Source organism: Aeromonas sp. HMWF015, assembly GCF_963878965.1.
GTDB lineage: Bacteria > Pseudomonadota > Gammaproteobacteria > Enterobacterales > Aeromonadaceae > Aeromonas > Aeromonas veronii.
The window spans coordinates 1-7,761 of record NZ_CAWNZT010000310.1 but is presented as its reverse complement, the minus strand read 5'-3'; the positions used below and the strand labels follow the sequence as shown (position 1 = coordinate 7,761).

Here is a 7,761-nt window from a genome sequence, read left to right as displayed (position 1 = left end):
TGAGCTATTTGCTGGCTGTCGGGATGACGGCCGCCAGCTTGTCTGGGGCAGTGCTTGCTGCCGATGAGATGTCACCGGAAGCCATTGCCGAGCGGATCAAACCAATCGGTCAGGTCTATACCGCCAAGGATCTGGAAGGTATTGCCGGCGCGAGTGCTGCACCAACGGCGGCCGCCTCTTCCGGTCCCCGCGATGGCGAAACGGTATACAAGGGCGCCTGCTTTGCCTGTCACGACACTGGCGCCGCCGGTGCCCCCAAACGGGGTGACAAGGCAGCCTGGGATCCTCGCATCGCCCAGGGCATTGATACTCTCAAGAAACATGCCATTGAAGGCTTTACCGGCAAGTCCGGCATGATGCCTCCGCGCGGCACCTGTGCGAACTGTAGTGATGAAGAGATTGAAAACGCCATCCACTACATGATCGACAAGCTGTAAGTATTTGAAAGGGCCGCAATTGCGGCCCTTTCAATCTATCGGCTTCCGACTACTCTTGTAAGGTAGACATATCGGGAGTTGCACATGTCGGCCCAATCCATCGAACCCCACTACTCAACTCCTCTGTTGGCGTTGGTCTCTGCCATTATGGACTTCCCGGCGCCACAAACCGCCACGTCTGACGATTACGATGCCCTGATCCAGCAGATTGACCAACTCTGCCCGCTGCAACATTTCGGCATGCTGGGCCTCTCCGATACCGGTCTAAACTGGCTTTACGCCTACAAGGTCAGCGACATCTTCAAGCAACAGCTAGGCCGTGAGCAGTCCCGCATCACCGATCAGCTCACCCAGCTGGATGAGGCCGAAGGGTGGTGCGTCTTCCCCATCGAGCATGGCCAGATACAGTGGTTGCTGGCGCGTGGCACCCCCGCCGACCTGCCGACCCTGCGTCTGCTGCTGGAGTGTCTGGCCAAACGGCTGACCGAAACCCAGGCGGGATCCCATCTCACCGAGCTGCCTTCGCCGCTGATCCGCAAAGACCCGAACTGGAAAAAGAAAATCGAGAGCATCAGCCGCATCATGCGGCTCGCCAATACCCTGCCGGCTCAGGCGCTCTTCTCCCAGCTGGAAGCGGTACTGCGCCAGATGCTCACCATCGAGGACATGCTGCTGGTCAGGCTAACCAGTCAGAAGCTGGAAAAGATCTACCCTGCCCATCCCCATCAGGGAGACGAGTTCATCAGCGGCTTGTGCCACAGCACCAGCAATATCGAGGTGAGCAGGGAGTCACGCTACTGGCACAGCATGCCGCTGCGGCTGCAACAACAGTACTTCGCCCACTTCATCATCAGCACGGCTCAACCGCTGGAGACCGACGACAAGCTGTTTCTAGACTTCCTGCGTGGCCAGCTCACCCTGCTGCTGGAGCTGAGACGGATCCGCCAGCAGCTCAACGACATCAATACCGAAGACTCCATCAACCAGCGGCTGCAACAGCTGCGTCAGACCAACCTCAGGCTGCAAAAGCAGCTCAAGCAGCATCAGGAGCTGGAACGGCGGCTGCAATTCGATGCGCTTCACGACCCGCTGACCCAGCTGCCCAACCGCGCGCTGTTGATGAACCACCTCAACCACGCCATGACCCACTACAACCGCTACAAATCGCCGGGATTCGCGGTGATTTTTATCGATGTGGATCACTTCAAGCAGATCAATGACACCCTCGGCCACAGCGCTGGCGATCAGCTGCTCAAGGAGGTGAGCCGCCGCCTGCAGACCTGCATCCGGCAAAACGATCTGGTGGCCAGACTGGGGGGCGACGAATTTGTCATCTATCTGGACAGCAGCAAGAGCGACGATGACATCAGCCCGGTGCTCAACCGCATCATCAGCCGCCTCTCCTACCCGTTCCGGCTACTCGGCAACGAGTTGAGCATTACCGTCAGCCTGGGGGTATCGAGCGTCTCCGAGCAAACCTCAGATATCAGCCAGCTGCTCCATCAGGCCGATTTGGCCATGTATCAGGCCAAGCGCAATGGTCGCAGTCGCATCGTCAGCTACTCGGATGATTGCATCAACCAGAACTGGAATTCGCCGGAAGAGATGCTGGCCAGAGCCCTGCGGGAGGGGCGCATCGTCCCCTACTTCCAGCCGGTGATCCGGCTGCAGGATAGCCGCCTGACCGGACTGGAGGTGATGGCGCGCTGGCTGACCGAGGAGGGGATTCTAAAGGATGCGTTCGACTTTATTCCGCTGGCGGAGCAGTGTGGTCTGATACTGGAGCTGGATTACCAGATCCTGCGCCACACCTGCCAACAGCTGAAGAACTGGCTGCCAATCTCCGGGCAGGGCAAGTTCAAGGTCGCCATCAATCTGTCGGGCAAGCATCTGGTCAACCATGACCACATCATGCGGCTGATGGGAATTATCGAAGAGGAAGGGGTCGCCCCCGGCTATCTGATTTTTGAATTCAACGAGCGGGAGCTGTCGCGGCAGGATTCCGATGCGCTGGCATCTCTGCATGACCTAAGGGCCAAGGGTATCCAGATCAGCCTCGATGATTTCGGCACCGGCTTCTCCTCCCTCAACGCCTTGTTCCACTTCCCGGTGGATTACATCAAGGTGGATGACAGCTTTACCCAGCGGATGCTGCAATCGCCCAAAGATTTGGCGCTGATCCGCGCCATGCGGGATATCTGTCAGGATCTCGATTACACCCTGGTCGTCGAGGGGATCGAGAACCAGCAGCAGTTGCAGAAGCTGATTGATATCGGCTGCCGGATGGGACAGGGGCGCTATATCTCACCGCCCATGCCGGGAGCAGACATAGTGCCGCTACTGACCCCGGCCAATCCTTAGGGTTAATCCTTCTTGAACAGCGCCCGCAGGTTGGCAACACCGACCTGCCCCTTCTGCTGGCGCTCCTCGGCAGTCACCTTCTTCTGGTTTTCCCATTCAAGGTCATCCTGCGGCAGCTCCAGCAGGAAGCGGCTCGGCTCTGGCCGTACCGACTCGCCAAACTGACGCCGTTCCTTGCAGAGGGTGAAGGTCAGTTCGGTCTGAGCCCGGGTGATCCCTACGTAGGCGAGACGCCGCTCCTCCTCCACGTTGTCCTCGTCGATGCTGGTCTGGTGGGGCAGCAAGCCCTCCTCCATCCCCACCATGTAGACATAGGGGAACTCCAGCCCCTTTGAGGCATGCAGCGTCATCAACTGCACCTGATCCGCATCATCCTCTCCTTCGTTGCGCTCCATCATGTCGCGCAGGGTGAGGCGAGTGACCACCTGAGCCAGCGTCATCGACTCCTCCAGCTCATCCCCCTCCAGCATCTCGGTGATCCAGCGATAGAGGGTGGAGACGTTCTGCATCCGCATCTCGGCCGCTTTCGGGCTGGGGGAGGTCTCGTAGAGCCACTCTTCGTAGTGGATCTCCTTGATCATGTCCCGCACCGCTTCTACCGGATTGCCGCGCAGCACCTGATCGCCAAGGCGTACCAGCCAGTTAGTGAAAGCCTGTAATGCAATGAGGCCACGGCCGGAGAGGTACTGCTCCAGTCCCAGCTCGAAGCTGGCGGCAAACAGACTCTTGCCGCGTTGATTGGCATACTGACCCAGTTTTTCAAGGGTGGTGGGGCCGATCTCGCGACGCGGCAGGTTGACCACCCGCAGGAAGGCGGTGTCCTCATCCGGATTCACCAGCAACTTGAGGTAGGCCATGATGTCCTTGATCTCGGTGCGGGAGAAGAACGAGGTGCCGCCGGAGATGCGGTAAGGAATCCGGTTGGTCATCAGCGCCTTTTCGAAGATGCGCGACTGATGGTTGCCCCGATAGAGGATGGCGTAATCCTTGAACCGGGTGCGGTTCATAAACTTGTGGCCCATCATCTCGGCGGCGATGCGTTCCGCCTCGTGCTCCTCGTTCTTGGCGAACAGCACCTTGAGCTTCACCCCTTCATCCAACTCGGAGAAGAGCGCCTTGTCATAGACGTGCGGGTTGTTGGCGATCAGGATGTTGGCGCACTTGAGGATACGCCGCTTGGAGCGATAGTTCTGCTCCAGCTTGATCAGCTTGAGGCTGGGGAAATCTTCGCTTAGCAGCACCAGATTCTGCGGCTTGGCACCGCGCCAGGAGTAGATGGACTGGTCATCATCCCCTACCACGGTAAAACGTGCCCGCTCGCCGACGATCTGCTTCACCAGCTCGTATTGGCTGGTGTTGGTGTCTTGGTACTCATCGACCAGCAGATAGCGGATCTTGTTCTGCCAGCGCTCACGCACCTCCTGATTGCTCTTGAGCAACAGGGTCGGCATCACGATGAGGTCGTCAAAATCCAGCGCGTTATAGGCCACCATCTGGCGGTGATAGCGTTCATAGAGCTGGGCCATCTGCACCTCTTCCGGCCCGCGGGCAATACGCATGGCGCGGGCTGGCAGGATAAGGTCGTTCTTCCAGTTGGAGATTTGGCTGATAAGGGCCGACAACTTGTCCTTATCGTTGTCGAGCTCGTCTTCAGTCAATTCTTTCAGCAGTGCCAGCTGATCGGTATCGTCGAACAGGGAGAAGTTGGCCTTGAGATTCAGGCTCTTGTGCTCCCGGCGGATGATCTCGAGCCCCAGAGTATGGAAGGTGGAGACCATCAACCCCCGCGCCTCCTTGCGACCCAAAGTCTGGCCGACCCGCTCCTTCATCTCCCGCGCCGCCTTGTTGGTAAAGGTGACGGCAGCGATGTTGCGCGCGTTATAACCGCACTGCTGCACCAGATAGGCAATCTTGTTGGTGATGACGCGGGTCTTGCCCGATCCGGCACCCGCCAGCACCAGGCAAGGGCCGGAGACATACTTGACCGCTTCGTTCTGATTGGGGTTGAGCTTCATGGGCCGGATCTCTTGGCTTATGATGAGGGGCGGCATTGTACCAGAAATCACCCGACGAGCCGTACCTGCTGCACGGCAGGCAACCGCTCATCTGGCTTATCGCGCCTTGTGTTCGAGCGCTATTTTCAGGATCATGGCCGACCTTTCGAGATGATGACTTTTTCCAGATGATGAGGGGAGCATGAATCAGCAACAGCATGACCAACTGCGCAGCCAGTTTCCGGCCTTGGCGCAGGAGGTAAACGGCCACCCTCTGGTCTATCTGGACAACGCCGCCACCACCCAGAAGCCGCACACGGTACTGGATGCCATCGCTCACTACTATCGGGCCGACAACGCCAACGTGCACCGTGCCGCCCACGCACTGAGTGGCCGTGCGACCCGCGCCTTCGAAGCTGCCCGCGAAACGGTCGCCCGCTTTATCAATGCACCCCGCAGCCACGAAGTGATCTGGACCCGCGGCACCACAGAAGCGATCAATCTGGTGGCCCAGAGCTGGGGGATGAACGAACTCAAGACAGGGGACGAAATCATCCTCAGCACCCTGGAGCATCATGCCAATATCGTCCCGTGGCAACTGGTCGCCCAGCGCACCGGCGCAGTCATCCGGGTTATCCCCCTCGATGAGCGGGGCGATCTCGATCTGGCCGCCTATCACGCCATGCTGGGGCCACGGACCCGGCTGGTAAGCGTGGCCCACGTCTCAAATGCCCTCGGTACCGTCAATCCGGTCGACCGGATAGTAGCAGCAGCCAAAGCAGTGGGCGCCGTGACGCTGATCGATGGCGCTCAGGCGGTGGCTCATCTCGAGGTGGATGTGCAAGCCATCGGTTGCGACTTCTACGCCTTCTCCGGTCACAAGCTCTATGGCCCGACCGGCATCGGTGTGTTGTGGGGTCGCACCGAGCTATTGGAACGGATGCCGCCCTGGCAAGCCGGTGGCGAGATGATCGATCGGGTCAGTTTCAGCGGCACCACCTTCAATACCCTGCCTTTCAAATTCGAGGCGGGCACCCCCCATATCGCTGGCGCTATTGGCCTCGCCGCTGCCATCGACTTTGTGATGGCGCAAGATAGGGAATGGCTCGCCCAACATGAGCAGGCACTGACCGACTATCTGGTCGCTGGCCTGCAACAGGTGCCGGGGCTGCGTCTGGTCGGCGAACCTGGCCAACGCGCCGGTGCGGTCTCTTTCTTGCTCGACGACATCCACCCGCAAGATGCTGCCACCCTGCTCGATATGCAGGGGATCGCCCTGCGAGTCGGCCATCACTGCGCTATGCCGCTGATGGAATCGCTCGGGATCGGCGGCACCATGCGCGCCTCGCTGGCTTGCTACAACAATCGGGATGATGTCGACGCCCTGCTGGCCGCCCTGCACAAACTCTGTGACTTCTTCTAAGGCAGACAACCGAATGAGTGACCTCGCAAGCTATACCCAGATTGGCCTTGAGCCCAAGGCCGACACCATCCGCCAGCAGTTTGCCGCCGCTCACGGCTGGGAGAACCAGTACCGGCTCATCATCCAGCTCGGCAAGCAGCTGCCAGCGCTACCCGGCGAATGGCAACAGGAGGAATTCCGCCTCAAGGGGTGTGAAAGCCAGGCTTGGCTGAAGGGAGAACAAAGCGAGGATGGCTGCTGGCACTTTGCCTGTGATTCCGATGCCCGGATCGTGCGGGGCCTCATCGTCATCGTGCTGGCGGCACTCAACCACCAATCGTCTGCGGCGATCCAGGCTTTTGATATGGAAGGCTATTTCACCGAACTGGGACTTGAAAAACACTTGAGCCCGTCACGAGGTAACGGGCTCAGAGCGATCGTACTGGCGATCCGGGAACAAGCGGTCTAACACGCCTTGTTCAGTGGTCGATTAGGCTTCGCCAATCGACCCAGCGTTTTCATTCCCTGCCTCTTTCTCGGCTCGGGCGCCCCGCTCGGCAATCTTCTTCAATACCCGGGACGCGGCAACCAGCCCGAAGGTTGCCGTCACCGGCGTCACGGCGCCAAAACCGGAGGCGCAATCCATCTTCATGGTGCCATCGCTGGCCGCTTTGGCCTGACAGGTGCCACCATTGCCATCCGGATAACTCAGCTGCTCGGTTGAGAAGACACACTCCACCCCGAATTTGCGCGCCGGATTCTTGCTGAAGTTGTGCAACCGGCGCAGGTCGGAGCGAACCTTCGCAGCGAGCGGATCCTGAATGGTCTTGGCCAGATCGGCCACGGTGATTTGGGTCGGATCCATCTGCCCGCCAGCACCACCCGCTACAATCACCGGGATCTTGTTGCGCTTGCAGAAGGCAATCAGCGCCACCTTGGCCTTGACCGAATCGATGGCATCCACAACATAGTCAAACTCCCGCTTGATATGCTCGGCCAGGTTATCAGCGGTGACGAAATCATCCACCTCGATCACTTCGCAATCCGGATTGATGACGCGAATACGCTCGGCCATCACCTCGGTCTTGAGGCGACCAACTGTGCCCTGCATGGCGTGGATCTGGCGATTGGTGTTGGTGATACAGATATCGTCCATGTCGATCAGGGTGATCTGGTTGATGCCGGCACGAGCCAGCGCCTCGGCCGCCCAGGAGCCCACTCCGCCAATCCCCACCACACAGACCTTGGCCTGGCTAAAGGAACGCAGGGCGTTCTGACCATAAAGACGGGCAATGCCCCCGAATCGCTGTAGATATTCTGCTTTCATACCACCACCTTGCTTGAGGGCGGCCATTATAACGGCAACCAGAGCCAGCGGCGATGGCATAACCGGAGAAAATCGGGGAGGGAAAATGGAGAAAACGGCGGAGAAGAGAGAATGAACGGTCAATTATCAGGCGATTTTCTGATTTTCAGGCAATAAAAAACCCCGCTCGATGAGCGGGGTTCTTAAATTGGGTGCCTGGCAGTGTCCTACTCTCGCATGGCGAATGCCACACTACCATCG

6 protein-coding genes are annotated in these 7,761 nt (G+C 59.0%); 4 read left to right on the top strand and 2 right to left on the bottom strand.

Annotated features, from left to right (window positions below; all coding sequences use genetic code 11):
• A partial coding sequence (locus AACS18_RS15925; protein ID WP_258228659.1) for a c-type cytochrome occupies positions 1–437 on the top strand: 437 nt, incomplete at its 5' end.
• An 84-nt stretch (positions 438–521) separates the two neighbouring features.
• Positions 522–2,798: a putative bifunctional diguanylate cyclase/phosphodiesterase gene (locus tag AACS18_RS15920; protein ID WP_005355671.1), complete on the top strand. Its 2,277-nt coding sequence runs from the start codon at positions 522–524 to the stop codon at positions 2,796–2,798.
• A gap of 2 nt (positions 2,799–2,800) precedes the next feature.
• On the opposite strand, the gene rep is transcribed toward AACS18_RS15920, so the two are convergent.
• A complete protein-coding gene (gene rep, locus AACS18_RS15915) occupies positions 2,801–4,813 on the bottom strand; it encodes a DNA helicase Rep (protein WP_108611868.1) in 2,013 nt (670 codons plus the stop codon).
• Between the two features lie 181 nt (positions 4,814–4,994).
• On the opposite strand from rep, the gene AACS18_RS15910 reads away from it, so the two are divergent.
• Together AACS18_RS15910 and AACS18_RS15905 are read left to right on the top strand one after the other, a co-directional pair.
• Positions 4,995–6,215 (top strand): SufS family cysteine desulfurase, encoded by a 1,221-nt coding sequence (locus tag AACS18_RS15910; protein ID WP_108611867.1) that lies wholly within the window; start codon positions 4,995–4,997, stop codon positions 6,213–6,215.
• Positions 6,216–6,228: 13 nt separating this feature from the next.
• Complete coding sequence (locus AACS18_RS15905) at positions 6,229–6,663, top strand: SufE family protein (RefSeq protein ID WP_181363221.1); 435 nt, start codon at positions 6,229–6,231, stop codon at positions 6,661–6,663.
• Positions 6,664–6,684: 21 nt separating this feature from the next.
• On the opposite strand, the gene tcdA is transcribed toward AACS18_RS15905, so the two are convergent.
• On the bottom strand, positions 6,685–7,521 hold the full coding sequence (gene tcdA / locus AACS18_RS15900) for a tRNA cyclic N6-threonylcarbamoyladenosine(37) synthase TcdA (RefSeq protein ID WP_108611869.1): 837 nt from the start codon (positions 7,519–7,521) through the stop codon (positions 6,685–6,687).
• Positions 7,522–7,761: the final 240 nt, after the last annotated feature.